The sequence below is a fragment of the Komagataeibacter oboediens genome (assembly GCF_018491655.1).
Taxonomy (GTDB): domain Bacteria; phylum Pseudomonadota; class Alphaproteobacteria; order Acetobacterales; family Acetobacteraceae; genus Komagataeibacter; species Komagataeibacter oboediens.
The window spans coordinates 150,719-173,445 of sequence record NZ_JABLUU010000002.1; the positions used below are offsets into that span (position 1 = coordinate 150,719).

Consider the following 22,727-nt stretch of genomic DNA (forward strand, 5'->3'; position numbering starts at 1 on the left):
CTCATGCCGGGACGAGTTCCATTTCATAACATTCAACCACGTCACCCTCGCGCAGGTCATTATACCCGGCAAAGGACAGGCCGCACTCGTAACCGCGCGCCACTTCCTTGACGTCATCCTTGAAGCGCTTGAGCTGGCTCAGTTCGCCTTCATGGATCACGACGTTATCACGCAGCAGACGCACGCCACAGCCACGCTTGACCACGCCTTCGGTCACATAACAACCGGCGACCTTGCCAACCTTGGTGATTTCGAAAACCTTGCGGATTTCGGCATAGCCAAGGAACTTCTCGCGGTGCTTCGGCGCGATCTTGCCGCGGACCAGTTGCTCCACATCATCAGCAACCTGATAGATGATGGAGTAGTAGCGGATATCCACACCCTCACGCTGTGCCAGTTCACGTGCCTGCGCCGTGGCGCGGACGTTGAAGGCGATGATGACAGCGCCGGACGCCTTGGCCAGCTGCACGTCACTTTCGGTAATCTGCCCGACGGTGGCGTTCAGCACGCGGATCTTGACTTCCTCATGCTCCAGCTTCTGCACGGTGGCTTCAAGCGCTTCCGCCGAACCCTGCACGTCCGCCTTGATCAGGACGGCAACTTCCTTCTGCGCGCCAGCCTGAATACGGGCCAGCATCTGGTCCAGCGTGCCGCGTGCGGCGGTCTGGCCAGCAGCCATGCGTTCCTTGATCACGCGCTGACGGAATTCCGAGATTTCGCGTGCGCGGTTCTCGTTTTCCACCACCACGAACGGCTCACCCGCGCCCGGCACCCCGGTAATACCCAGGATTTCAACCGGCATGGACGGACCTGCCTCGCTCAGCTGACGGTTGCGGTCGTCGATCATAGCACGGACGCGGCCCCATTCGGCACCGGCCACAACGATATCGGTGCGGCGCAGCGTGCCCTTCTGGACCAGCACGGTCGCAACTGGACCACGCCCACGGTCAAGACGGCTTTCGATCACCGAACCTTCGGCCACACGATCCGGATTCGCCTTCAGGTCAAGGATTTCGGCCTGCAGCAGGATCGCTTCCTCAAGCTTGTCCAGCCCGGTGCGCTTGAGCGCCGAGACTTCGACATCCTGCGTGTCGCCACCCATGCTTTCCACCACGATTTCGTGGTTCAGCAGTTCCTGGCGCACGCGGTCGGGATTCGCACCCGGCTTGTCGCACTTGTTGATCGCCACGATGATCGGGGCATCAGCCGCCTTGGCATGCTTGATGGCTTCGATCGTCTGCGGCATCACGCCGTCATCCGCTGCGACAACCAGCACGACAACGTCAGTTACCGATGCACCGCGGGCGCGCATGGCCGTAAAGGCTTCATGGCCCGGCGTGTCGATGAAGGTGATTTTCGCACCCGATGCCAGCGTGACCTGATACGCGCCGATATGCTGGGTGATGCCACCTGCTTCGCCATTGGCCACATCGGTGGTACGCAGCGCGTCAAGCAGCGAGGTCTTGCCGTGATCGACATGACCCATGACGGTCACGACCGGCGGACGGGGCTTGAGATCCTCTGGCCTGTCCTCGATTCCCTCGATCCCGATTTCAACATCACTGTCGGACACACGGCGCACGCGGTGGCCGAATTCCTGCACGATCAGTTCAGCCGTATCCGCATCCAGCGACTGTGTGACGGTCGCCATGACGCCCATTTTCATCAGCGCCTTGATGACCTCACCCTGACGGGCGGCCATACGGTTGGCGAGTTCCTGCACCGTAATGGTTTCAGGCAGGACCACGTCACGCACCACGCGGACCTGATCGGACCGCAGGCGTTCGAGTTCGGCCTGGCGACGCTCACGCTCACGCTGGCGACGGACCGAGGCGAGCGAACGAGTCTTGTCGTCGTCTCCCTCAATCGCGGCCTGCACGTCAATGCGACCGGCGCGGCGGCTGTCATTGTTCTTCTTTGCGCCGCCCGAAGGACGACGACCCGGCGCCGCATTGCCGGGACGGCGGCTGGGGCGACGTTCTTCCTCGCCCCCATCCGCACGGCCGGTACGCAGGCGCAGCGTTTCACCCGCACCGGCGGCAGTACGGCCGGTAGCAGCATTACCACCACCTGCCGGACGCGACGGACGCAGCGGCTGTGCCGGCATGATCGCGCGTTCGGCCAGCGGGCGCAGGCGCTGCATCGGCGGCGCGAGCGTCACTTCACCCGGAATCGGCACGGACGACACGACTGGGCCTTCCGGCTCGACCGGTTCGGACTTCGCCTGCGTTGTAGCAGCCGCGCTGCGGGCTTCCTGCTTGCGTGCCTCGGCCTCGGCTGCGGCATCTGCCTTTGCCTGTGCCTCTTCTTCGGCACGGCGGGCATTTTCCTCTTCCTGGCGACGGGCTTCTTCCGCGGCAGAGAGGATCGTGATCTTCTCCTGCTCGCGCGCTTCCTTTTCGCGCTGGATCGCGGCGCGACGCTGTTCATCCAGCACGCGCTGGCGGGTTGCCAGCTCGGCTGCCGTCAGCGCGCGACCGCCCCGTCCTCCGGCGCGACCGCCAGCCGGCCCCGATCCGTTACCTGCGGCCCCGGCCCCGCGCTTCTTGCGCACCTCGACCTGAACCACCTTTGAACGACCATGGCTGAAGCTCTGTCGCACGGAACCGGCATCCACCGTCCGTCCGACTTCCCTACGGCCCGCCGGCCGCAGGGACAAGCGTCCCTTACCCTGATCCTGATCGTTGCCTTCGCTCATGTACCCGCCTGTTCACACCGTCCGGCGGACCGCTCCGCCGAATTCGGGCTAGCCCTGCCGGACAAACCCGCAAAACGTTCACTCTCGATACGGAATCGGCGCGCCAGTTCACCATGCAGCATCGCCGCATGAACAACATGGTCGCGGCCAAATGCCGCACCCAGACCCGATGCCGTAGGAACAACCGCAACCGGAAGGTCCCGTGCACCGGACAAAACTCTCTTCCTCTCGTCGGGGCTGCCATCAGCGGCCTGAATAACCAGACCGGCCCGACCGCCCACAACCCACTCACGCACCTTGGCGAAACCACAGACAATCTGTCCTGCCCGCCGTGCCAGCCCTGCGACATCCATCATGCGCCGCAGCAACCCGTCTTCTACAAGATGGGTCAGGTCAGGGTGAATAACAACCCTTCCCCGTGCCGCGCGGGCGAATGCGCCGCGTGTGCGTGCTGTTTCTAACACATCCGCACGCGCGCTCAACCAAATTCCCCGTCCGGGCAGACGTGCGGAAAGATCAGGGATCACGACTCCATCGGGGGAAATGACAAATCTGATCATTTCCTCCTTTGGCAGCCGCACGCGGGTCACGGCACAGCGGCGCAGCGGACCGCGCTCTTCATGCTCCATGTCACCCGTGCCTTCCGCGTTGGGATCTTCCTGCTCAGACGTCGGACGTCTCCTGCTCACCAGCCTTGTCGTCTTCATCAAACCAGTGCGCACGCGCCGCCATGATGATTTCATTGGCCGCATCCTCGTCAATAGCATCGCTGCCAAGGATCTCGACCAGTTCATCACCCGCCAGGTCGGCCAGGTCATCCAGCGTCTTCACGCCTTTTTCACCCAGCGTCACCAGCATCTGGTTGGTGAACACGCCCAGGCCCGCGATGTCATCGGTGACACCCAGCGCCCTGCGCTTGTTATCCAGTTCCTCTTCCTGCCCCGCGAGGTAGCCTTCGGCGCGGCGGACCAGTTCGCTGGCCACGTCCTCGTCAAAGCCTTCGATGCTGGCCAGTTCCTCGGGATCGGCGAATGCCAGTTCCTCGATGGAATGGAACCCTTCGGTCACCAGCAGGCCCGCGATGACGTCATCAACGTCCAGCGCCTCGACAAACAGGTTGCTGCGGCGACGGAATTCTTCCTGCCGGCGTTCCGATTCCTCGGCTTCGGTCAGGATGTCGATGTCCCAGCGCGTCAGCTGGCTGGCGAGGCGGACATTCTGCCCGCGCCGCCCGATGGCGAGGCTGAGCTGGTCATCAGGCACGACGACCTCCACCCGGCCTGCTTCCTCGTCCATCACCACCTTGCTGACTTCCGCCGGGGCAAGGGCGTTGACAACGAAGGTCGCTGCCTGCGGGCTCCACGGAATGATATCGATCTTTTCGCCCTGGAGTTCCTTCACGACTTCCTGAACGCGGCGGCCACGCACGCCCACGCAGGCGCCGACCGGATCGATCGACGCATCGCGGGAGATCACGGCCATTTTCGCGCGCGAACCGGGGTCACGGGCCACGGCCTTGATCTCGATGATGCCATCATAGATCTCGGGCACTTCCTGCGCGAACAGCTTGGCGAGGAACGCCGGATGCGTACGGGACAGGAAGATCTGCGGGCCACGCGGCTCATCACGTACGTCATAGATATAGGCGCGCACGCGGTCGGAATTGCGGAAGCTTTCGCGCGGGATCAGTTCATCGCGGCGCAGCAGGGCTTCGGCATCCCCGATTTCGACCAGCAGGTTGCCATATTCCGTGCGCTTGACGGTGCCGTTGATGATCTCGCCCACGCGGTCCTTGAAGTCATTGAACTGGCGGCGACGTTCATATTCGCGCACGCGCTGGACAATGACCTGCTTTGCCGTCTGCGCCGCGATACGGCCGAAGTCGATGGGCGGCAGCGGGTCGATCAGGTATTCGCCCAGCTGGATCTCGGGCTTGAACTTGCGCGCGATGTACAGCGGGATCTGGGTTTCCTCGTTTTCCACCGTCTCGACCGCTTCGGTCCAGCGTGACAGGCGAACATCGCCGGTCTTGCGGTCGATGGTGGCGCGGATATCCTTTTCATGACCGTATTTCGCGCGGCCGGCCTTCTGGATGGCCTGCTCCATCGCTTCCAGCACTTCCTCGCGGTCGATCGACTTTTCCCGCGCTACGGCATCGGCCACCAGCAGCAGTTCGGGACGGGCAACGGACGTATCCATCAGTGTCTCCACAACATCGTTCAGTTGGCCTTGCGCGCCGGCTTGCGGTCGGGCTTGCCAGGGGCCTTCTGCGTTCCGGCCGGGGAGGCATCCTCCTCCGGCCCGTTTTCGTCGCTGGCGGCGTCCGGCTTCATCATCCGGGCGCTCGCCTCGATCAGTTCATCGGTCAGGACAAGACGCGCCTTGCGCATGTCAGCGAAAGGCAGCGCGACCTCGGTCCCGTCATCCAGCCGCATCAGGCCGTGGCCGTCACGCGCACCCAGCACGATCCCGGAAAAACGCTTGCGGCCGTCGACGGGCATGTTCATCTCGGCCCGGGCGAGGTGCCCCGCGAACCGTTCCCAGTCCTTGGCGCGGGTCAGGGGCCGGTCGATCCCGGCGGAGGACACTTCCAGTGTCCAGGCACCCGGCAGCGGATCCTCGACATCCAGTATCGCGCCCACCGCATGACTGATCTGTTCACAGTCCTCGATGGCGATCAGCGTGCCATCCGCACGGTCCGCCATGATCTGCACGGTGGGGGATTCGCGCCCCAGCACCGCCACGCGCACAAGGTCAAAGCCCATGTCGGCCAGCGCAGGCGCGATCATTTCGGCAATACGGGCATCAAGGCCCGTCAGGAAAGGCAGATCAGCGTCCAATGCAAAAAAGGCAGCCTTGCGGCCACCCCCCAAAGAAAAACCAGAGATGAAGGAATTGCCCGTAACATAGGTCACGCCCACGCTGACCGCAAGAACTATATATCGGACCGGGCGTTACAATTCCTGCATCTTAACGTCTTGCCAGATCACACCCGTGACCCACATTATGCACGCATGACGCCCTTGAACTCACCGCCGGAGCCCGCTCGGGAACGCAGTGAACGCTCATCCAGCCGCCGGCTGGTTGTAGTGGGACTGATCGCTGCCGTCGTCGCGGGCGGCGGCCTGGGCACGGGCGGTTTCATGGCCGCGCGCGAAGGGGGCAGCAGCAGCCAGACACCCCCCGTCGCGGCCGAGGCGGGCGGTGGTGGCACCAGCGATGGCACGCACCTCATGCTGAACGCCCCGGTGCAGAACCGCCCCGACATGATGGGCCAGATGCCCATGATCTCCCCCGACCGTGCGGCGGACATGCTGCGCCAGACGTCCTATTCCATACAGCAGCAGGCCGAGATCCTGGCCGCGCTGAAACGGCGGGACATTATCCTGGCCGACATGCCCATGTATGACATGACCGGCAGCAACGCGGTGGTGAACGTGCAGTCGCTGGGGCTGGTGCAGACCGTGCATCTGGGTCCGCAGCCCAAAAGCGTGATCCTGCCCATCCGCGTGGCGGGCAACGTGTCCATTACCGCGGCGGGCGATCCGGGTCCTGCGGGTATCCACGCGGGCGCGGTCTTCGTGCCGGGCCCCACCGCGCTGCCGGTGCTGACGCGTGACACGGAAATCGTGATCGGGGTAGTTGTGCAATGAAACCGCTCTATCCGGCCCTGATGGAACGGCTGGTACCCCTCATCATGGTCATTTTCCTGGTGCTGGGCAGCTTTCAGGCCGCAATGGCGTTGCATCTTTCGCTCGCCAGCCTGCGGCATTTCATGGAATGGTGTGCCCCGGCCTATCCGGTCGTGGCAGCGGCCAGCGCCCTGCTGGCGCTGACCGGGCTGTGGTTTGAGAACCGGGCCGAAAAACTGGCCCGCAAGGGGATCCGACGCAGACGGGGATGGATAATGGACGTACTCGCCAGGCTGACCAATCGCAGCGCGCTGGAGGAAATGCTGGCGCGCGAACAGAAAGAAACCGTGATCGACGCGGAGGAACTGGCCGCAAGCCTGCGTGCCCGCGTGATCGGGCAGGACCAGGTATGCGAGGACGTGGCGACACAGTTGCGCCGCCGTCTGGCGCTGCAGGTGCGCGGCAAGCCAGTGGGCATCTTCCTGCTGGCAGGCCCGCCGGGCACGGGCAAGACCTATCTTGCCAAGCAGCTGGCCCGCCAGCTTGACCGTCCGCTGCTGAATTTCGACATGACGCAGATGAGTTCCCCCCATGCCGCGACCCAGCTGTTCGGCTCGCCCAAGGGGTATGTGGGGTCGGATACGTACGGCAAGCTGACCGGCGGGCTGAAGGAAAAGCCCGACGCGGTGGTCCTGCTGGATGAAATCGAGAAGGCGCATCCCGACGTCTTCAAGAAATTCCTGACCGCATGGAACGACGGACACGTGACCGAGGCCTCCACCGGGCAGCAGATTTCCACCGTACGCAGCATCTTCATCCTGACATCCAACATCGCCACCGAAGCCCTGACCGAAATTGCGGACAGGCTGGCGGATGAACCCGACAAGATGCGCGCCGAATCGGTCGAGGCCCTGCGCCAGGCCGGTTTCGCGCCGGAAGTGCTGAACCGTCTGGACCGCATTTTCATTTTCCGTCCGCTGGAAGGACTCGACATCGCGCGTGTCTCCGCCCTTGAGATCGAGGCCATGATCGACAGCTATGGCCTGAAGGTCGAAACCGGCGGCATTGATCCCGCGCTGCTGTTTGAAGTCATGCGCAGGCAGGACCGCATGGGGCCCGCCGCCAGTGCGCGTGACCTGGCCCGATCCATTGAGGACATGATCAGCGACTCGCTCATCACCGCCCGCCAGCAGGGGGCGAAACTGGTGCGCGTTGTCTCCAGTGAAGACGGCATAGTGGCCGAAATCGCAGACGAAGAACGCGATGCCCAGCGCGCGCGGATCAGTTCCTGATCCATGCGGGTGGTATCACGTTTCCAGTCCCGGCCAGCCCTGACGGACCACGGTGCCCTGCCTGTTTCCCAGGTGGGGAAAGGCATGACCGCCTGCGGCATGGACTGCTGAATGTCTGCTTTCTCGCGTTTGTGGCATCGTGCGCCGTTATGGCGGTTCTGCCTGTACCTGATCGTGCCGTTTACGGTGCTGACGCTGATTTTCCCGCCAGCCTACCTGCTCCGGCTGGTGCCCCGTCTGGCTGCGCTGTCTGCGAATATCCATAATCGGCTGGGCATGCATGATGCCCCTGCAAAAGGTGAAGGCAGCGGGGATAGCAATGGGGAAGACGGTGTCATTACAATGATGCCGATTACCGACCGGCTGACCAAGGCAATCCCGTTCGCAGGCCGTATCCTGCCGCTACCTGCGGGCACATGGCACCCGGTCATGAACATCATCAATGGTCCGCACGGGGAAGTGCTGGAAAACGTCCTGATCCGCGTGGAAGGCCATGTGGTGACCGGCATGATCGGGGCGGAAGGCAGCACCCAGCCCGTGCCGGAAACGGCCATTTCCTCCATTGATTCCAGTTGCCATGACGACCGGAACTACATGTCCCGCGTGCTGACCGCACATCCGCCCGCCATGGAATGCTGGTTCACCACGGCGGTCTATCCCGCTTCCATCAACCGTACGGCCATCATCGCCAACCGGCTGCGTGAAGAAGGTTTCGTCCTGCCGCCCGTGCTGCTGAAGGCCGGGTGGAGCTACAGCACGCCCGCAGGTGATCACAACGTCAATGTCGAAACGGTAACCATCTTCCTCAATCCCGTGAATACCGACAGCACCAAGATGCTGCGCACACCGGATTACTGGGTCAAGGACACGCTGGGCCAGCAGCCTGCCGCCAGCGACTTCGTCAAACGCACGAATACGTGGATGGCTGGCTGGGCGCAGGTCCTGCATGACGGGTTCAACAGCGACATGCTGGCCTCAAGCGAGGAACAGCGTGAACGGCTTGCGCGTGATCCCGCAGCCCCGCAGCCCGGCCGGGGCAGCCCACTGGACTGAGAACAGACAGTTCTGTGATGAAAAACAGAAGTTTCTGGTAAAGCTTTTTTCAGAACGCTTCAGAAAATGCCACCTTTCTGAAAAAAGGGGTACCCGGCAATTGTCATGACCCAGCCGGGGCAGACGCAATGCGTGCGTGGCCTAGCTCTGCCGCAATACGTCTGAAATCTCGATCAGGAAGTCCAGCACGGTACGGGTGCGCAGCGGCAACGTACGCGGCCCGGTGTGCACGGCATAAAACGGCAGTTCCGGAATTGTCCATTCCGGCAGCAGGTGCTTGAGACGACCGGCAGCGATGTCCTCTTCCACCTGGAATGTCGGCAGCATGCCAATCCCCAGTCCTGCGCGTACCGCCTGCAGCACGGCCTCGCTGCTATTGGCACGGAACGGGCCACTGGCCGCGACAGTGGTTTCAGCTTCACCCTTCCGGCCGAACTGCCAGTCATGACGGGTGCCGCCATAGCTGTAGGCAATGCAGGGGTGGTTCAGCAGGTCGCGTGGATGTTCCGGCGTGCCACGGCGGGCAAGGTAATCGGTCGACGCCACCACGCAACGATGGACCGAACCCAGCCTGCGGGCAATCAGCGATCCTTCGGCAATGGACCCGATGCGGATGGCAAGATCCAGCCCTTCTTCCACCAGGTCGCCAAAACCGTCACGCATGACCAGTTCAACCGACAGATCGGGATGTTCCTCCAGCAGGCTGCCCAGCCGGCTGGTCAGATACAGGCCAAACGCCGTGGTCACGCCAAGGCGCACAAGGCCGGACACCGACGCACGACGGCGACCAAGGGCCGTTTCCGCCGTTTCAAGGATTTCCAGCACTTCATAGGCGTGCGGCAGCAGGCTGCGCCCGTCTTCGGTCATCATGAGGCTGCGGGTGGTCCGGGCGAACAACGTCGCGCCGTAATGGGCTTCAAGCAACGCAATATGGCGGGAAATGGTGGGCTGGCTTGCCCCCGTCTCCCTTGATACCGCCGAGAATGAACCCGTGGCGGCCACACGGACGAAGCTATGCAAGGCAGAAAGCAGATCCATGAAGCCTCAGCACCCTTAACTATGTTATTACATAGTCATTGTTCTAAACGGCATCTCATTTATGCACAATATAGAGAAAAGGCACCACGGATATGTGTAAAATGCAAAGGTAATCCCGATTACCTATGCCGATCATGCATATATGCCCTGCCCATAAAAAACGGCGGCCCACGAGATACGGGCCGCCGTCCTTTTCATTCCATCCCGGTCAGGGCCGGGACAGGCACCATGATTACGCGGCTTTGGTCATGCCACGCAGCACGGTCTGGAGAATGCCGCCATTGCGGAAATACTCCACCTCATCCAGCGTATCGACGCGGCACAGCAGAGGCACGTCCTGCTTGGAGCCATCGGCGCGGGTGATGGTCATGGTCATCGTCATCCGTGGCGTGATCTTGTCCAGACCACGGATTTCGAAGGTCTCGTCACCCTTCAGGCCCAGCGTCTTGCGCGTCGTACCTTCCTCGAACAGCAGGGGCAGCACGCCCATGCCCACCAGGTTGGAGCGGTGGATACGTTCGAAGCTTTCAGCGATCACCGCACGCACGCCCAGCAGCAGGGTGCCCTTGGCCGCCCAGTCGCGTGAGGAGCCCATGCCGTATTCCTTGCCGCCGATCACGACCAGGGGCACGCCCTCCTTCTTGTATTCCATCGCGACATCGTAGATGGAGCCTTCCTTGCCGTCCGGGAAGTGCTTGGACACGCCCCCTTCGGTGCCGGGCAGCATCTCGTTCTTGATGCGGATGTTGGCAAACGTGCCACGCACCATCACACGGTCATTGCCGCGACGCGAACCGTAGGAATTGAAGTCCTTTTTCGCGACGCCATGTGCCTCAAGGTACTGCCCGGCAGGCGAGCTTTCCTTGATCGCGCCAGCAGGCGAGATGTGGTCGGTCGTGATGTTGTCACCCAGCAGCGCGAGCAGGCGGGCACCGATGATGTCGCCACGCGGCTTGGGTTCGGGCGTGATGTCCTGGAAGTACGGCGGGTCCTGCACATAGGTGGAGGACGGGTCCCACTTGTAGGTCTCGGAACCGGTGGCGACCTTCAGCGCCTGCCATTCCTTCGTACCCTGGCTGACGTGCTTGTAGCGGTTGATGAACTCCTCACGCGTGATCGCGGTGCCCATCAGGGCGGCGACTTCGTGGTTGGTGGGCCAGATGTCCTTCAGGTACACCGGCTTGCCGTCCTTGGAGGTGCCCAGCGGGGTGGTGGTGATGTCCTCACGCATGGTGCCCAGCAGGGAATACGCCACGACCAGCGGCGGGCTGGCCAGGTAGTTGGCGCGCACGTTGGGCGAAATACGGCCTTCGAAGTTACGGTTGCCCGAAAGCACCGAAACCGCGACCAGCTTGTTGCCTTCAATCGCATCGACGATGTGATCTTCCAGCGGGCCGGAGTTGCCGATACACGTCGTGCAGCCATAACCCACGGTGTTGAAGCCCATCGCGTCCAGTTCGGCCTGCAGGCCGGCGCGGTTGAGGTAGTCGGTCACCACCTGCGATCCCGGCGCGAGCGAGGTCTTGACCCACGGCTTGGGCTTCAGCCCCAGCGCACGTGCCTTTTTCGCCACCAGACCAGCCGCGATCAGCACGGCAGGGTTGGAGGTGTTGGTGCACGACGTGATGGCCGCGATCACGACATCGCCATGGCCGATCTCGTAATTGGTGCCAGCAACCTTGGCCTTCTTGTCCTTGTCGGCTTCGGGCACGCCCAGGCTGCCGGTCAGTTCCTTCTCGAACGCCTTGTCCGCACCCTTCAGCACGACGCGGTCCTGCGGGCGCTTGGGGCCTGCGATGGACGGCACGATGGTCTCAAGGTTGAGTTCCAGCGTATCGGTAAACACGGGATGCGCCGATTCGGCATGGCGGAACATGCCCTGCGCCTTCAGGTATTCTTCCGTCAGCTTGATGCGGTGTTCTTCACGGCCGGTCTGGCGCAGGTAATCCAGCGTCAGGTTGTCTACGGGGAAGAAGCCGCAGGTCGCACCATATTCCGGTGCCATGTTGGCGATGGTCGCACGGTCGGCAACCGGAAGATGATCAAGGGCGGGGCCGAAGAATTCGACGAACTTGCCGACAACGCCCTTCTTGCGCAGCATCTGGGTGACGGTCAGCACCAGGTCAGTGGCGGTCGCACCTTCAGGCAGCTTGCCAACCAGCTTGAAGCCGATCACGTCGGGGATGAGCATGGCGATCGGCTGGCCCAGCATCGCGGCTTCCGCCTCGATCCCGCCAACGCCCCAGCCCAGCACGCCCATGCCATTGACCATGGTGGTGTGGCTGTCTGTGCCGAACAGGGTATCGGGATAGGCATAGTCCTTGCCATCCACATTTGCCGTCCACACCGCCTGCGCGATGTATTCCAGGTTCACCTGGTGGCAGATCCCCGTGCCCGGCGGAACGACGGAGAAGTTTTCGAACGCTTCCTGGCCCCAGCGCAGGAAGGCGTAGCGTTCGCCGTTGCGCTCGAACTCGATGGTCACGTTGTCCTGCAGCGCTTCGGGAGAACCCGCCACGTCCACCATGACCGAATGATCGATCACCAGGTTGACGGGAACCAGCGGGTTCACCTTCTGCGGGTCGCCCTTCAGCTTCAGGATACCGTCGCGCATCGCGGCCAGATCGACCACGGCGGGAACGCCGGTGAAATCCTGCATGAGGATACGTGCGGGCTTGAAGGGAACTTCCTTCGTGCTGCGCCCTTCCTTCAGCCATCCGGCGATGGCCTTGGCGTCCTCGACCGAGTAGGAATGTCCGTCCTCGAATCGCAGCACGTTTTCCAGCAGCACCTTCAGGCTGACCGGCAGGCGGCTGACGGAGCCGATCGTCTTTTCAGCTTCCGGGATCGAGAAATAATGGTAGGTCTTGCCGTCCACATTCAGTGTGCGGCCCGTTTTCATTGAGTCGTGCCCAACCGTCTTCATTGGCTTTGTTTCCTCCGAGGCATCAGCAACGGATCGTCCCGTATGACCGTTTTTCCCTGCCCCACTTCCATGGCGCGGGATTTGCGGCCTTGTCGGGGACAACCTGCTTGATCTCCCAACGGGGGTAGAACATACCCGGACGCGGTTGCGACACAAGCTGGAGCCGGTAACAAGAAAGCGGGAGCAGGCGTTTTTTTCCGCCCGCCTGTCCCATCACCCACCGATCGGAGGATTTCTGTCATTCCTGCCTTTACTCCCCCCGGCCGCCCCCTGCTGGAAGTGGAAAATATATCGGTTTTCCGCGGTGAACGGCTGGTTCTGGACCGTGTCGGCTTTACACTGGATGCGGGTGATGCGCTGCTCCTGACCGGGCCAAATGGCGCGGGCAAGTCCACTTTGCTACGTGTGCTTGCGGGTTTGCGCAAACCTGAAGGCGGCCATGTCCTGTGGTCCGGCGTCGATGCGCTGGCCGATCGCAGCCAGCATGCCGGACGGGTGGCCTATCTGGGTCATCAGGACGCGCTGAAGCTGGGGCTGACACTGCGCGAAAACCTGACGCTAGCGGCCCGCGCAAGTGGCGGGAATCCCGATTTGTGCATGAAATCGCTTAATATTTCCGGACTGGCCGACCTGCCCGCGCGCATGCTGTCGGCGGGACAGAAACGACGCGCGGCACTGGCGCGCGTCCTGCTGGCGCAGGCGCCGCTGTGGCTGCTGGATGAACCCAGCCTGGGGCTGGACATCAACACGATGGACCTGCTGGGCGGCCTGTTCGCGGCACATCGGCAGGCTGGCGGAATTGTGATTGCAACCACCCACGTTCCCCTGCCCCTTCCCAATGCCCGCACGCTGGCGCTGCCGGGCCTGAACGAATCCGACATCCCGCAACCGATGGAGGATTTCCCCGAGGACGACCTGCTGTGAAATTCCAGATTCCCTCCCTCATCATGGCCATTCTGGAACGTGACCTGCGGCTTGCGCTGCGCCATGGGGCAGATACGCTGGGCGCCGTGCTGTTCTTCATCCTTGCGGGCGCGCTGTTCCCGCTGGCGCTTGGCCCCTCGCCCGAACTGCTGCGCCGCATGGCGCCGGGCATTGTCTGGGTCTGCGCGCTGCTGGCCGCCCTTCTACCTCTGGACCGCCTGTTCGGGGCGGAGCTGGAGGACGGGTCACTGGACCAGCTGCTCATGACCGGCCTGCCCGCCTCCCTCATCGCGCTGGCGAAAATGATGGCCCACTGGCTGACCACCGGCCTGCCGCTGCTGCTGGCGGCGGGGCCGCTGGCCATCATGCTGGGCATGCCTTCGGGCAGCATGGTGGTGCTGCTGACCGGGCTGTTCCTTGGCACGCTGATCCTGTCGCTGATCGGGGGGATGGCGGCGTCGGTGGTGCTGGGCGCGCGGCGGGGCGGCGTGCTGCTGCCGCTTCTGGTGCTGCCGCTGACCACGCCCGCGCTGATTTTTGGCGCGGCGGCGCTGGATGCGGCCCAGACCGGCCTGTCATGGGGGCCGGACCTTGAACTGCTGGGCGCCTTTCTGGCGGCGGCGATTCCCCTATGCCCGCTGGCGGCAGGGGCCGGGCTGCGGGCCGCTGTGGAATAAAAAAAGAGAAGTTTTTGGGTGAAGCTTTTTTCAAAAAGCTTCGAAGAACGCCGCCTTTTTGAAAAAATGCGGCGCCCAAAAACTTTTATTCCTGTTTATCAATCTTTCATGCTGGCTTGCCTATCTGGCCGTAACGGGTGCTGCGGGGGCGCCCACATCAAACGGCAGCGTCCCCTGCACCGGGTCGCCGGTCCTGGCCCGCATGCGCCAGTGCAAAACATAATGCCCCGGCGTCAGCGCCACGTTCGTGGCAATGGACTGCTGTTCATCATCAATGGGCGATGCGGGCAATAGTTGTGGCACGCCGCTGGGACCAAGCAGCAGCAGGCGCGCGCGGAACGGGTCGATCACGGTGTCGAACGACAGTTTCAGGGCAACGTTGCCCGCCGCGACCCGCTGCCCGGCCGCAGGTTCGGAATGCACCAGCGCAGGCGCAGCACAGGCCTGCGCCACAGCCACACCGGACAGGATGGCGGACAGGCCAAGCATGCGCAGCATTGGGAAAAAGGACACGGGAACGACACCTCCGGCATGATTGAACCTGCCGTGTGTATTCCCCCGATATGCGAAGGGCGGCAAGACCTTCATCCTGCCGCCCTGCATTGCCAGCCCCCGGTCAGGGAAATGGCGTATCAGATATAATGTTCCTGGATCGGCTTCAGGCCATTGAACCCGGTCGAGCAGTAGGTCGAGACATACGCCCCGGTGGACAGCAGTTCGATCCGGTCCCCCGACTCCAGCCCCAGCGGCAGGTCATAGGGGGTCTTTTCATACATGATGTCCGCGCCATCGCAGGTCGGACCGGCAATGGCGACAGGTCCGGTCGCCATACCGTCATGCGGGGTGCGGATGCCGTAGCGGATCGCTTCACCCTCGGTTTCTGCCAGGCCGCCAAAACGCCCGATATCAAGATAGACCCAGCGCACACCGTCATCGATGCCGCGACGGCTGACCAGCACCACCTCGGACGACACCACACCGGCGTCACCCACGATGAAGCGGCCCGGCTCGACAATCATTTCCGGCAGGTCGTTGCCAAAATGCTCCGTCATGGCGTGGCTGATCGCCAGCGCAAAGCTGTCGATGCCCGGCACGTCGTCGCGGTACCGGATGGGGAACCCACCGCCCAGGTTAACCATGCGCAGGTCAAGCCCCGCCGCCTTCAGATCGGTGAACAGCATGCCCACCCGTGCGATGGCGGCTTCGTACGCGCCGGTTTCCGTCTGCTGGCTGCCCACATGGAAGGACAGGCCATACGGGTCCAGACCAAGGTCACGGGCGCGCAGCATGAGGTCACGCGCATTGTCCAGCGTCGTGCCGAACTTGCGCGACAGCGGCCAGTCGGCACCTTCGTTTTCCACGATCAGGCGGCAGTAGACACGCGAACCCGGCGCATGGCGGGCCAGCTTTTCCAGTTCTTCCACACAGTCGAAGGCGAACATATCCACGCCAGCAGAAAAGGCGCGGGCGATGTTGGATGCCTTCTTGACCGTGTTGCCAAAGGAAATGTCCGCCGCACGCGCACCCGCGTCAAGGCACATGGAGATTTCTTCCCACGACGCGGCGTCGAACGCCGAACCCAGCCCCACGAGGCGGGTCAGGATTTCCCGGGCGGGATTGGCCTTGACCGCATAATAGATCCGGGCAAGCGGCAGCGCCTCGCGCAGTGCGCGATAGCGTTCCTCCACCCGGTCAACGTCAACGACAAGGCATGGCGTAGCAGGAGACTGCTCAGCCAGATAACGAGCGATTTTGGGAGTCATCGCACCCAAATCCCTTCTGTACTGCCGCCCGGATGAACACAATTCTGGAATTGCACAAACGGACAGATGTTGCGAAACGGTCTAACGGACCAGCGACCAATTAAGGACCCCCACCCTGTGGTGGCCCGATTGCCAGAACGCTTGACGTCGTTGCGTAACCTCAGAGGGCCAGTGGCACGTGCGTTGTTGCGTAGGGAGCGCATATGCGGACAATACGCGCGTGACGCAATAGAAAAATCATCCCCTGGGGAAGTTTTTCATCTAAGGTCACATGATCGTGGCACAATATACACATGCCGCCCCAATGGCCGGCCTGCCCATTCATGACCGTAAACAGGACACGAAGCGCCCCTTGATTGGTTCCTCTTCTCCCGAAATCGATATGACGGACATTCCACCGCCTGCGCACTGCCTGCCGCAGTTTTCCATGCAGCAGGTCAAGAAGGTGGCGCAACAGGTCGCCCGCAACATCGTATCCGATCAGATCACGCTGGCTGCGGCGGGGTGCGCGTTCTATGCCACCCTGTCGCTGTTTCCGGCCATGAGTACGCTTATCTCCCTGTACGGCCTGTTGTTCGATCCGCAGACGGTGGAACCCCAGCTGGTGGTCCTGCGCAACCTGCTGCCGCCATCCGCCTATGACATGATCGGGGACCGCATCCACCTGCTGGTGGCCGAATCGCATTCATCGCTTACGCTCAACCTGATCATATCGACCACCATCGCCACATGGTCGGCTTCGGCCGCCACGCGGTCGCTGATCATGGCCATGAACGTCGCCTACAACACACCGGAAACACGCAGCTTCCTGCGGTTCCAGGCCATGGGCATGGGGCTTACGTTCTGTTCGATCTGCGGCGGGATCCTGACACTGGCCCTAATGGTGGCGCTGCCGTTCCTGCTGGACTACCTGCCGCAGCGGCTGTCGCTTGCTCCCCCGCCGGGGTCGGTCGAGCTGCTGGTGCGCATGGGCGGGCCGCTGCTCATGCTGCTGTTCGTGCTGTCGTTGTGTTCCCTGCTGTACCGCTTCGGCCCCAACCGGCCCCATACATACTGGCGCTGCATCCTGCCCGGATCGGTGGGGGCGACGCTGCTGTGGCTGCTGTCGTCGGCGGGATTTTCCTATTATGTCAGCCATATCGCGGGCTACAGCGCCACGTACGGGCCGCTGGGCGCGTTCATCGCCATCATGATGTGGTTCTATGTCTCGGCATATGTCGTGCTGCTCGGCGCCGAACTGAATGCCGGGCTGGAAATCGAGATGAAGCTGCGCTGCGCGCCCGAAAAGACCATGGAAGGCTGGACCAAGCACCAGAGCCTGTAATCAGGCCGGGACAGCTTCAGCGCGGCGCGCTGGCCACTTCTTCCTCATCACCCGGCAGGGGCCGGACATCGACCTGCGTGGTCCCCCTACCCATCATGCCCAGCTGGCGCGCCGCCTCGGGCGACAGATCGAGAATACGGTGGCCGTGATAGGGCCCCCGGTCATTCACCCTGACCACGACCGAACGCCCCGTCTGGCGCGAGGACACCAGCACCCGCGTGCCAAGTGGCAGCTGGGGATGGGCTGCGGTCAGCGCGCCGGGATCAAACATTTCGCCCGATGCCGTGGTGTGGCCCAGCTGCCGGCCGGTGCCGTACCAGCTGGCCAGCCCGTGCTGGCTCCAGTGTGCGGGGACGTGTGTCATGGCAGGAGGCCGACGCACGACGCCACGCCCACCGTGCCGCCCCATGACCGCGCCATGCCTGACCGCGGCACAGGCCACCTGGACGGCGCCGGATGCCGCCAGCATGAGACACGCCACAACCACCGGCCACGCAAACCGCGCCGCGCCGCGACCCATCCCCACGCCAGCATGCGGCTGATCGGGATATCCTGTCATGCCCCCCCATAACATGTGGGACGCCGATATCATACCAATAGCGTCATATCTCCCGATACCACCCCGGCACGGGTGCTGAGGGGGGCATGTACGCCACACCTGCCATGATCGGACTTGGAACCGGGCGGCGGGCGTGCTAGGCGCGTGCATCATGGAGCGCCCTCTCATTGCCGTGCTGAACGGCCCCAACCTGAACATGCTCGGACTGCGACAGCCCGAGGTTTATGGTCACGCCACCCTGGATGACGTGGAACAGGTCTGTGTCCAGGCTGCCGAACGCCTGGATGTGGCCATCGACTTCCGCCAGACCAATGGGGAGGGGGAACTCGTTTCATGGATACAGGAATGCCGGGGCCGCGCACGCGGCATCATCATCAACCCGGCGGCCTATTCCCACACTTCGGTTGCAATCCTTGACGCGCTTCTTGCCGTTGATCTGCCTGTGATCGAGGTGCACATTTCCAACATTCACCGCCGTGAAGCCTTCCGTCATCACTCCTACGTCTCCCGTGCCGCCATTGGCGTCATATGCGGGCTGGGCGTACGGGGGTATGCTCTTGCGCTTCAGGCCATGACAGACATGATTCTGGACGAGGACGATCAATGAGCCGACTGCTCGTGGATGCGGATGCCATTCGGGCATTGGCTGAAATTCTGACCGATACCGGCCTGACCGAAATCGAGATCGCGGAAAAGGACAACCGCATCCGTGTTGTCCGCGCGGCAGCACCGGTCGCCCACGCCGTGCCGGCCCCGGCCCCCGTGGCCGCCGCGCCCATCCCCGTGGCACCTGCGACGCCCGTGACCCCAACGGTCACCGATCCGGCCAAGCACCCCGGCGCCGTAACCAGCCCGATGGTGGGTGTCGCCTATCTGGCGCCCGACCCGTCTTCCCCGCCATTCATCACCGAAGGCCAGCAGGTCAGCGCGGGCCAGACGCTGCTGCTGATCGAGGCGATGAAGACCTTCAACCAGATCAAGGCCCCGCGCGCCGGCACCGTGAGCAAAATTCTGGTGCAGTCGGGCGACCCGGTCGAATTTGGCGAAGCGCTGGTCATCATAGAGTAATGTTTTCCAAGATCCTCATTGCCAATCGTGGCGAGATCGCCCTGCGCATCCTGCGGGCCTGTCGCGAACTGGGTATCCGGACCGTTGCCGTGCATTCCACGGCCGACACGGACGCCATGTATGTCCGCCTGGCGGATGAAGCCGTGTGTATCGGGCCGCCAGCCAGCCGCGACTCGTATCTTAATGTCGCGGCCATCCTGTCGGCCGCCACCATTACCGGTGCGGATGCGATCCATCCCGGTTACGGCTTCCTGTCGGAAAACGCCGATTTCGCGGAAACGGTCGAAGCCCACGGCATCACCTTCATCGGGCCGACGGCGGAACATATCCGCATGATGGGTGACAAGATCACCGCCAAGACCACCATGAAGGCGCTGGGCGTGCCGCTGGTCCCCGGATCGGATGGCGCGCTGGAAAACCTTGAACAGGCACGCGAAGTGGCGGCAAGGGTCGGCTATCCCGTGCTGATCAAGGCGGCTGCCGGCGGCGGCGGTCGCGGCATGAAGGTCGCCCCCACCGAGGCCGACCTTGAGGAAGCATGGAGCGTCGCCCGCACCGAAGCCCGCGCCGCCTTTGGCAATGACGAGGTGTATCTGGAAAAATACCTCGACAAGCCGCGCCACATCGAACTGCAGATCATGGCCGACACGCATGGCAACGTCGTGCATTATGGCGAACGTGACTGCTCGCTCCAGCGCCGTCACCAGAAGCTGCTGGAAGAGGCGGGCTCGCCCGCGCTGACGGCAAAGCAGCGTGACGAAATCGGCATGATCGCCACCTCCGCCCTGACCAAGCTCGGCTACCGCAACGCCGGCACGCTGGAGTTCCTGTACCAGGACGGACAGTTCTGCTTCATCGAGATGAACACCCGCCTGCAGGTGGAACATCCGGTGACGGAAATGGTGTGCGACGTGGACCTGGTGCGCGAACAGATCCGCATCGCGGCGGGTGAGCCGCTTGGCTACAGCCAGCCGGATATCACGTTTTCAGGTCATGCGATCGAATGCCGCATCAATGCGGAAGACCCGCAGACCTTCATGCCCACGCCGGGCACGATCACTGTCTATCACCCGCCGGGTGGGCTGGGCGTGCGAATCGACAGTGCGCTGTATGCGGGCTACCGTGTGCCACCCTATTACGACAGCATGATCGCCAAGCTGATCGTGCGTGCGCCCACGCGGCTTGAAGCCATCGAGCGCATGCGCCGCGCGCTGGATGAATTCGTGATCGAAGGCGTCAAGACGGTCATTCCGCTGCACCGCAGGATTCTGGAAGATCCCCAGTTCCGCAAGGGTGACTACACCATTCACTGGCTGGAAAACTTCGTGGCCCGGCAGCAGGAAACGAACTGAACCGGTCCAAACCTGCAAGCAGACACGACAGAAAAGGGCGGCACCATTCCGGTGCCGCCCCTTTTTTATTCTCCCGTCACCCGGCGAACCCCCGCGCCAGTCATGCCCACGTCCCGCACGCGTACATCACGGCAGGCCAGCGTCAGGCCATGACCGGATCAAGATAGGGGCTGGATGCATCGAAGAACTTCTGATTGTGATCCAGTTCATAGGAAATCACGTACAGGCACGTCAGCGCACTGTCGATTTCCAGCCGCACGCCCAGATTATCCGCCTGTCCCGCCATCTGCTGCAGGTGGAAAATGGCGAATTTGGCGGATCGCGCCGTGCGGCCATAATGGCCACCATACCGGCCGCTGAACTGCGCCATGCGGCCCATCATGTCACTGACCGCACGCTGCGCCTCGGGCGGCAGCAGGTGACGTTCAAGGATTGCGCGCAGCCGGATGACATTCAGCCCGATGGTCATGGCCGACAGGATACCCTGCAGATACGCGTCGATAATCGTATCTGGCGTATTTTCGGCATTGGTCAGCAGGCGAACGAAACGGTCCACGTTATGTTCAACCACATACAGCGTGGTGGGCAGGTTGCGCGCACGCGCGATATAACGCAGCCCGCGCAGGATGCCGGTACGCATCTGCCAGCGCATGTCATTCGTATCGAACGGCAGGACCAGCCGGAACGACCACATGGCGTACCACAGCCCCAGCACAAGGGGCATGGCGGTATTGAAGAATGCGACTTCATCCAGTCGCGACTGGTTGCCCGGTCCCAGCAGGATGGGCAGGAACAGGTTGTACGACACCGCCCCCAGCACCAGCGCGGGATAGGCAAAGGCCAGCCCCCCCGCCAGCATGGGCAGGAACAGGCACACGGCCATGATTTCATACGTAGTGGGTTCAGCCAGGCGCCACAGCACCAGTATCCCCGCCACGATCGAGGCAATGATCGCCCCACCCAGGAACGCCCGCGTGGCCAGTGCCGGTTTTTCCAGCGTGGAGAACAGGCTGCACACAATGGAGACGAACATCATGAAGGTCAGCCCCGATGACCATGATGTCGTGACCCAGATTAGTCCCGACCCGAAAATGGTGACCGACGCCCGCAGGCTGTTGGTAAATGCCTGCTGCCAGTCACGGAAGGTCTTGAGCCGGTAGTGGAAATGGTCATGCAGCAGTGGATGGCGGCTGGCATCGAACTGGATCAGCGCCTGTTCCAGTTCATCCAGTATCTCGCCCAGCGCGTAATTGAGCATGCGCTGCTGCGACAGGATCTGCACCAGTTGCGGATCGGTGGGCGCGCTGCCGGGACTGCCCATTTCCTCATCCAGCGAGTCAGCCACGCTCTGCCGGCATGCGGCCTGAAGTGCTGCCAGGCGGGCAAGGACGGGATGGATGTCATCACTGGCTTCAAGCTGTGACGCCATGTCTTTGAGGAAGGCTTCCACCTTGCTTGATGTTGCGGAGAAAGCGGCATCGGGCATGCCGCATGGTCCCTGCATCAGGGCCGCCAGGTCCAGACCGCGTGACAGCAGCATGGCCACCCGGGCCAGGGCGGCGCGCGCATGGTCGCCTTCATGCCCACGGTGGGATCCCATCTCCACTTCCGCGAATTCGATCTGGTCGCTCAGGGTGGTGATATTGGAAAAGACGCCACGCGCCTTCTTGAGCACCTGCGTATCCCCCGACAGCAGGGAAGCAAGGGTCTGGGCCGCCCCGTTGATGGCCGTCAGGAAATTGGCGGCCAGGCGATCCTGCGCGCGCTCCTCCAGCTTGAACTGGAACAGGGAGGAGACGGTGCTCTCCAGAACGATGCCCAGCACGATATAGGTCGCGCGCGCCATGGCCGTCATGAAGATATGCTCGGGATCGGCAATCCCGTCGAGCGAGATGATGGCGTAGGTAAAGCCGCTCGCGCGCATGCCGTGGATACGGTAATTGGTCATGGTCGCGGGACCGGGCAGCAATGTCCCGATAAAGCAGAACGTGCCGATCCCGATCGCCAGCAGGAGAATGAACATGAGCGGCGCCTGTGGAAAGGCTGCCACCAGCAGCACGGCGCAGATCGTGCCGACCACCATGCCAAACAGGTGCCATCGCGCCTTGGCGACGCTCTTGCCACGCGTGCCCTGCGCCACCATCCAGACCGTAAGCGCCGCCCATTGCGGGCTGCCCAGTTCCCACCACAGGGCAATGCCCAGCGCGATGAGGGAGGTAATGGTGGTCCGCAGCGCGTAACCGAAGGTAAAGATGCCGGGCGCGTACAGCCAGCGCAGGTGATCCTGCCGCAGGGTCATGCCCGGCGGCCACAGGCGCCTGAAAAAATCACGGACCTGATTCTGAAAACGGATCAGGGAAAGCTCAAGACCTTTCATCCCGGCATCAGGCTCCCCTGTTCAGATACAATCCATCCACACTG

19 protein-coding genes are annotated in these 22,727 nt (G+C 62.8%); 9 read left to right on the forward strand and 10 right to left on the reverse strand.

Annotation, left to right across the window (positions count from 1 at the left end; genetic code table 11):
* Position 1 precedes the first annotated feature (1 nt).
* Genes infB through rimP form a run of 4 tightly spaced genes read right to left on the reverse strand, consistent with a single transcriptional unit; the run spans position 2 to position 5,538 of the window.
* A complete protein-coding gene (gene infB / locus HNO79_RS02630) occupies positions 2–2,698 on the reverse strand; it encodes a translation initiation factor IF-2 (protein WP_214164641.1) in 2,697 nt (898 codons plus the stop codon).
* Positions 2,695–3,390: an RNA-binding protein gene (locus HNO79_RS02635; RefSeq protein WP_408887040.1), complete on the reverse strand. Its 696-nt coding sequence runs from the start codon at positions 3,388–3,390 to the stop codon at positions 2,695–2,697. The genes infB and HNO79_RS02635 overlap by 4 nt, the downstream gene beginning before the upstream one ends.
* Entirely contained in the window at positions 3,362–4,897 is a 1,536-nt protein-coding gene (gene nusA / locus HNO79_RS02640) for a transcription termination factor NusA (RefSeq protein ID WP_214164643.1), read from the reverse strand. The genes HNO79_RS02635 and nusA overlap by 29 nt, the downstream gene beginning before the upstream one ends.
* 20 nt (positions 4,898–4,917) lie before the next feature.
* Positions 4,918–5,538, reverse strand: coding sequence for a ribosome maturation factor RimP (gene rimP, locus HNO79_RS02645; protein WP_039736653.1), 621 nt, complete (start codon positions 5,536–5,538; stop codon positions 4,918–4,920).
* Between the two features lie 183 nt (positions 5,539–5,721).
* Between rimP and HNO79_RS02650 the strand changes: the two genes are divergently transcribed.
* The 3 genes from HNO79_RS02650 (at position 5,722) to HNO79_RS02660 (ending at position 8,675) form a co-directional block, all read left to right on the forward strand.
* Complete coding sequence (locus HNO79_RS02650) at positions 5,722–6,351, forward strand: hypothetical protein (protein WP_048856822.1); 630 nt, start codon at positions 5,722–5,724, stop codon at positions 6,349–6,351.
* A complete protein-coding gene (locus tag HNO79_RS02655; protein WP_010514722.1) occupies positions 6,348–7,622 on the forward strand; it encodes an AAA family ATPase in 1,275 nt (424 codons plus the stop codon). Before HNO79_RS02650 ends, HNO79_RS02655 begins: the two co-directional genes overlap by 4 nt.
* A 111-nt stretch (positions 7,623–7,733) precedes the next feature.
* Positions 7,734–8,675 carry a hypothetical protein gene (locus tag HNO79_RS02660; protein ID WP_010514719.1) on the forward strand — a complete coding sequence of 314 codons (942 nt, stop codon included), beginning with the start codon at positions 7,734–7,736 and terminating at the stop codon, positions 8,673–8,675.
* Positions 8,676–8,816: 141 nt separating this feature from the next.
* Here HNO79_RS02660 and HNO79_RS02665 read toward each other — a convergent pair whose 3' ends face one another.
* Both HNO79_RS02665 and acnA read right to left on the reverse strand, forming a co-directional pair.
* The gene (locus tag HNO79_RS02665; RefSeq protein WP_214164644.1) at positions 8,817–9,713 is read right to left on the reverse strand and encodes a LysR family transcriptional regulator; all 897 of its coding nucleotides are present in this window, start codon (positions 9,711–9,713) and stop codon (positions 8,817–8,819) included.
* A gap of 232 nt (positions 9,714–9,945) precedes the next feature.
* Positions 9,946–12,639: an aconitate hydratase AcnA gene (gene acnA, locus HNO79_RS02670; RefSeq protein ID WP_200410235.1), complete on the reverse strand. Its 2,694-nt coding sequence runs from the start codon at positions 12,637–12,639 to the stop codon at positions 9,946–9,948.
* Positions 12,640–12,918: 279 nt separating this feature from the next.
* Between acnA and ccmA the strand changes: the two genes are divergently transcribed.
* Both ccmA and ccmB read left to right on the forward strand, forming a co-directional pair.
* The gene (gene ccmA / locus HNO79_RS02675; protein ID WP_010514714.1) at positions 12,919–13,563 is read left to right on the forward strand and encodes a heme ABC exporter ATP-binding protein CcmA; all 645 of its coding nucleotides are present in this window, start codon (positions 12,919–12,921) and stop codon (positions 13,561–13,563) included.
* A gap of 23 nt (positions 13,564–13,586) precedes the next feature.
* Positions 13,587–14,240, forward strand: coding sequence for a heme exporter protein CcmB (ccmB, locus tag HNO79_RS02680; protein WP_039734178.1), 654 nt, complete (start codon positions 13,587–13,589; stop codon positions 14,238–14,240).
* 120 nt (positions 14,241–14,360) lie between these two features.
* On the opposite strand, the gene HNO79_RS02685 is transcribed toward ccmB, so the two are convergent.
* Complete coding sequence (locus HNO79_RS02685; RefSeq protein ID WP_042658879.1) at positions 14,361–14,753, reverse strand: copper resistance CopC family protein; 393 nt, start codon at positions 14,751–14,753, stop codon at positions 14,361–14,363.
* A gap of 119 nt (positions 14,754–14,872) precedes the next feature.
* A complete protein-coding gene (locus tag HNO79_RS02690) occupies positions 14,873–16,003 on the reverse strand; it encodes a type III PLP-dependent enzyme (protein WP_048856820.1) in 1,131 nt (376 codons plus the stop codon).
* Positions 16,004–16,385: 382 nt separating this feature from the next.
* Here HNO79_RS02690 and HNO79_RS02695 point away from each other — a divergent pair, with 382 nt between their 5' ends.
* Positions 16,386–17,327 carry a YihY/virulence factor BrkB family protein gene (locus tag HNO79_RS02695; protein ID WP_048856830.1) on the forward strand — a complete coding sequence of 314 codons (942 nt, stop codon included), beginning with the start codon at positions 16,386–16,388 and terminating at the stop codon, positions 17,325–17,327.
* Positions 17,328–17,343: 16 nt separating this feature from the next.
* Here HNO79_RS02695 and HNO79_RS02700 read toward each other — a convergent pair whose 3' ends face one another.
* The gene (locus HNO79_RS02700; RefSeq protein ID WP_029329509.1) at positions 17,344–17,886 is read right to left on the reverse strand and encodes a septal ring lytic transglycosylase RlpA family protein; all 543 of its coding nucleotides are present in this window, start codon (positions 17,884–17,886) and stop codon (positions 17,344–17,346) included.
* A 151-nt stretch (positions 17,887–18,037) separates the two neighbouring features.
* On the opposite strand from HNO79_RS02700, the gene aroQ reads away from it, so the two are divergent.
* The 3 genes from aroQ to accC are packed head-to-tail and all read left to right on the forward strand — an operon-like array spanning position 18,038 to position 20,306.
* Positions 18,038–18,493 carry a type II 3-dehydroquinate dehydratase gene (aroQ, locus tag HNO79_RS02705; protein ID WP_010514708.1) on the forward strand — a complete coding sequence of 152 codons (456 nt, stop codon included), beginning with the start codon at positions 18,038–18,040 and terminating at the stop codon, positions 18,491–18,493.
* Positions 18,490–18,954, forward strand: a complete 465-nt coding sequence (gene accB / locus HNO79_RS02710) for an acetyl-CoA carboxylase biotin carboxyl carrier protein (RefSeq protein ID WP_010514707.1) — start codon at positions 18,490–18,492, stop codon at positions 18,952–18,954. The genes aroQ and accB overlap by 4 nt, the downstream gene beginning before the upstream one ends.
* Positions 18,954–20,306 carry an acetyl-CoA carboxylase biotin carboxylase subunit gene (gene accC / locus HNO79_RS02715; protein WP_214164646.1) on the forward strand — a complete coding sequence of 451 codons (1,353 nt, stop codon included), beginning with the start codon at positions 18,954–18,956 and terminating at the stop codon, positions 20,304–20,306. The genes accB and accC overlap by 1 nt, the downstream gene beginning before the upstream one ends.
* Positions 20,307–20,448: 142 nt before the next feature.
* On the opposite strand, the gene HNO79_RS02720 is transcribed toward accC, so the two are convergent.
* On the reverse strand, positions 20,449–22,683 hold the full coding sequence (locus HNO79_RS02720; RefSeq protein ID WP_214164647.1) for an FUSC family protein: 2,235 nt from the start codon (positions 22,681–22,683) through the stop codon (positions 20,449–20,451).
* Positions 22,684–22,727 lie beyond the last annotated feature (44 nt).

What these genes read in the sequence shown, in the direction of transcription:
- infB (WP_214164641.1), bottom strand. Translation starts at nt 2,698, where the DNA reads ATGAGCGAAGGCAACGATCAGGATCAGGGTAAGGGACGCTTGTCCCTG.
- HNO79_RS02665 (WP_214164644.1), bottom strand. Translation starts at nt 9,713, where the DNA reads ATGGATCTGCTTTCTGCCTTGCATAGCTTCGTCCGTGTGGCCGCCACG.
- ccmB (WP_039734178.1), top strand. Translation starts at nt 13,587, where the DNA reads ATGGCCATTCTGGAACGTGACCTGCGGCTTGCGCTGCGCCATGGGGCA.
- acnA (WP_200410235.1), bottom strand. Translation starts at nt 12,639, where the DNA reads ATGAAGACGGTTGGGCACGACTCAATGAAAACGGGCCGCACACTGAAT.
- aroQ (WP_010514708.1), top strand. Translation starts at nt 18,038, where the DNA reads ATGGAGCGCCCTCTCATTGCCGTGCTGAACGGCCCCAACCTGAACATG.
- nusA (WP_214164643.1), bottom strand. Translation starts at nt 4,897, where the DNA reads ATGGATACGTCCGTTGCCCGTCCCGAACTGCTGCTGGTGGCCGATGCC.
- HNO79_RS02690 (WP_048856820.1), bottom strand. Translation starts at nt 16,003, where the DNA reads ATGACTCCCAAAATCGCTCGTTATCTGGCTGAGCAGTCTCCTGCTACG.
- HNO79_RS02720 (WP_214164647.1), bottom strand. Translation starts at nt 22,683, where the DNA reads ATGAAAGGTCTTGAGCTTTCCCTGATCCGTTTTCAGAATCAGGTCCGT.
- HNO79_RS02695 (WP_048856830.1), top strand. Translation starts at nt 16,386, where the DNA reads ATGACGGACATTCCACCGCCTGCGCACTGCCTGCCGCAGTTTTCCATG.
- accC (WP_214164646.1), top strand. Translation starts at nt 18,954, where the DNA reads ATGTTTTCCAAGATCCTCATTGCCAATCGTGGCGAGATCGCCCTGCGC.
- accB (WP_010514707.1), top strand. Translation starts at nt 18,490, where the DNA reads ATGAGCCGACTGCTCGTGGATGCGGATGCCATTCGGGCATTGGCTGAA.
- HNO79_RS02700 (WP_029329509.1), bottom strand. Translation starts at nt 17,886, where the DNA reads ATGACAGGATATCCCGATCAGCCGCATGCTGGCGTGGGGATGGGTCGC.
- HNO79_RS02655 (WP_010514722.1), top strand. Translation starts at nt 6,348, where the DNA reads ATGAAACCGCTCTATCCGGCCCTGATGGAACGGCTGGTACCCCTCATC.
- HNO79_RS02660 (WP_010514719.1), top strand. Translation starts at nt 7,734, where the DNA reads ATGTCTGCTTTCTCGCGTTTGTGGCATCGTGCGCCGTTATGGCGGTTC.